This window comes from Hydrogenophaga sp. (assembly GCF_036675665.1).
GTDB lineage: Bacteria > Pseudomonadota > Gammaproteobacteria > Burkholderiales > Burkholderiaceae_C > Hydrogenophaga.
The window spans coordinates 1-2848 of record NZ_JAKFEO010000113.1 but is presented as its reverse complement, the minus strand read 5'-3'; the positions used below and the strand labels follow the sequence as shown (position 1 = coordinate 2848).

Genomic DNA, 2848 nt, shown 5'->3' with positions numbered 1-2848 from the left:
GATCCAGCAGCTCCTGCGCCATGGCGGCGGCGTCTTTGACGTGGGCAACAAGAACATTCCCGCGACGGCCACCGCGCCCTACGCCGGCCAGCGGTACGTCGATTGGGTCGAGGACACCCAGGGCGACATGCACACCTACACGCTGGATGAACTGGTCGGCGTGGTCGCCAGCAACCAGTTGGTCGGCGGCCTGCCCGGCGAGGCGTTTCGCTATTCGAACACCGGTTATTCACTGCTGGCGAAGATCGTCGAGCAGGTCTCGGGGCAGACGTTCGCGCAGTTCGTGCACAACGAACTGCTCGTGCCCAACGGCCTCAAGGAGACGAGCTTTCCCGACGACGGCCGGACCCAGCAACTCCCGGCGCCGTTCCTTGAGGGAACGACGCGGGTCGGCGGCACGCTCTACCCCACCACCCACCGCAACGTTTCCTGGGGCGTTGGCGAGGGCAACGTGGTCACGACACCCTCGGATCTGGCCCGGTGGTTTCGCCGGCTGCTCAAGGGCGAGGCCGGGTTGAACGCGCAGACGATTGCCCGCATGCGCGAGTGCGAGACCACCAACGAGGTCCATGTTTCCTACGGCCTCGGCCTCGCGTGCGCTCCCGCCGAGCTCGGCGCGGGGCACAACGGCGGGATCACCGGCTACCTCACCACGGCGCGCCATGACACGGTGAGCGACGTGACCGTGGTCGTCTTCGCGACCTTGCTCGATGCCGACGACCTCATGGCCGAAGGCGAGATGCTCTACGAGACGGCCCGTCAGGCGCGCGCCGCGCTCGGCTACTGACAGCCTTCAGATCGGGTCGCCCAGCAGCTTGGACAAAGCCGCAATGTTCGCCGCGCTGGGGACTTGCGGCTTCATCTCGTCTTCCAGGGCCGTGGCGTTTTCGTGCGCCTGGATGGTGTCGACCATCTCGTACTGGCTTTCCCAGGTGATGGTCTTGCCCGGCGGGCAGAGGTCGCGCAGGGTGCCGAACCAGTAGTAGCCGTCCTGACCACCAAAGAGCTTGTCGATGCCGCCGGCATCACCGGGTTTCAGCCCGTGGGCCGCGAGCACCAGGTTGAGCTTGTGGTGGGAGACCGAATAACGCATGGGATTTCCTGTGGTTGTAGCGAGAGACGAGGCGGCGCACACGCACACGCAGACGGATCGTCGGGGCCGGCGATTCTACTGAACGGCAGGTCCTCGCCCACGACACAGCGGCGCGCCACGACAACGCCCACCCGCCCGCGCAAGGGCAAAAGCCTGGGCCCGGCAAGCCAGCGCGGGGCGCCTTACACTGCCCGCTCGCCGCGCCACGCGGTTGCCCGCCTCTCCCGGCCCGCACCGCAACGAAGCGGTACGGCGCCCGCCCCCACCGCCCCACCCCCCCGCGTTTTCAACACGGCGCTGCCGCATGGCCATTCACGTCCGCCCCCTTCTTTGCATTACCACCCCCGAGGCGCAGCCCGGCCCCGGCCCATGGAAAGGCCGCGCTTGAATCCCGCGCTGCGCTGGCTGCGCTCGTTCTACCCGGCCCCGCTGGCCATTGGCCGCGGCGAGCTCTGGCTCAGCAGCCTGGGCGTGGGCCTGGGGCTGCTGTGCACCGACTGGCTCAGCCGCCACGTGCTGGGCACGTCCAGCGTCTGGTTCATCGCGCCCATGGGCGCTTCGGCGGTGCTGCTGTTCGCGGTGCCGGCGAGTCCGCTGGCGCAGCCCTGGTCCATCGTTGGCGGCAACGTGCTCTCGGCGCTGATCGGTGTGGCCTGCCACCAGTGGCTGGGCGCCACGGGTTTGGCCGCCGCGGTGGCGGGCACGGGCGCCGTGGCGGCCATGTTCGCGCTGCGCTGCCTGCACCCGCCCGGCGGCGCGGTGGCGCTCACCGCCGTGCTGGGCGGCCCGGCGATCCATGGGCTGGGTTTTGGTTTTGCGCTCTGGCCGGTGGCTGCCGATTCGGCCGTCATGCTACTGCTGGCGCTGCTGTTCAACAACGCCATGGGGCGCAGCTACCCGCACCACGGCGTGGCCCGGAGCCGCCCCCACGACACGCGCGACCCCCTGCCCACCCAGCGCGTGGGCCACACCAAGGAAGACCTGGACGCCGCGCTCGCCTCGTTCGGCGAGCTGCTCGACATCGACCGCGACGACCTGGAAGAAATCATGACCCGCGCGCAGATGCATGCGCAGCGCCGCCACTGGAACGGCGTGCGCTGCCAGGACATCATGTCGCGCGACGTAGTGAGCGTGGGCCCCGGTGATTCGGTCGACGAAGCCTGGGCGCGCCTGGCGCACCACAAGATCAAGGCCCTGCCCGTGGTGGACGCCGGCCAACGACTGGTGGGCATCGTGTCGCTGCACGACTTCTTCATCGGTCAGAGCGCGCCGGCGCCCAGCCGCGTGCCGCGCATGAACACCGCGCGCCGGGTCGAAGACATCATGACGCGCAAGGTGCGCACCGCCCGCCCCGAACAGGCCATCGCCGACCTGGTGCGCGGGTTCTCCGATGGCGGCCTGCACCACATGCCCGTGCTCGACGCGCAGGACCGTCTGGTCGGCATGGTCACGCAGTCGGACCTGGTGGCCGCCCTGTTCATGGCCCCTGCCGGCCCGGCCGTTGACCCGCCGTGAATCCCCCGCGCCGGCCGGGGATGAAGGCCGCGAAACTGGCCCCAGGCCGCATATCCGACTATATTTGTCAACTATGAATCACGCCACCACGACCCCGACCCAACCCACCCAGCCAGCCCCCAAGACCTCCATCGACAAGAACAAGATCCGCTTCCTGTTGCTGGAGGGCATCCACCCCTCGGCTGTCAGCGTGCTGCGCGCGGCGGGCTACAGCCAGATCGAGAGCCTGCCCGGCGCCCT

The 2848-nt window shown here is 69.2% G+C and carries 3 protein-coding genes; 2 read left to right on the top strand and 1 reads right to left on the bottom strand.

Translation table 11 applies throughout. The features are described 5' to 3' along the window. The coding region (locus V6M63_RS23595) for a serine hydrolase domain-containing protein (protein WP_332745908.1) at positions 1-787 on the top strand (787 nt) is incomplete at its 5' end. A 6-nt stretch (positions 788-793) separates the two neighbouring features. Here the strand turns inward: V6M63_RS23595 and V6M63_RS23590 are convergent. Then, positions 794-1093, bottom strand: a complete 300-nt coding sequence (locus tag V6M63_RS23590) for a hypothetical protein (RefSeq protein ID WP_068175434.1) — start codon at positions 1091-1093, stop codon at positions 794-796. 369 nt (positions 1094-1462) lie between these two features. Here V6M63_RS23590 and V6M63_RS23585 point away from each other — a divergent pair, with 369 nt between their 5' ends. Further along, positions 1463-2608, top strand: coding sequence for an HPP family protein (locus V6M63_RS23585; protein WP_442909644.1), 1146 nt, complete (start codon positions 1463-1465; stop codon positions 2606-2608). Positions 2609-2848 lie beyond the last annotated feature (240 nt).

Bases quoted from the DNA above. Each gene is read 5' to 3' on its own strand.
- V6M63_RS23585 (WP_442909644.1), top strand. From the start codon at position 1,463: ATGGAAAGGCCGCGCTTGAATCCCGCGCTGCGCTGGCTGCGCTCGTTC.
- V6M63_RS23590 (WP_068175434.1), bottom strand. From the start codon at position 1,093: ATGCGTTATTCGGTCTCCCACCACAAGCTCAACCTGGTGCTCGCGGCC.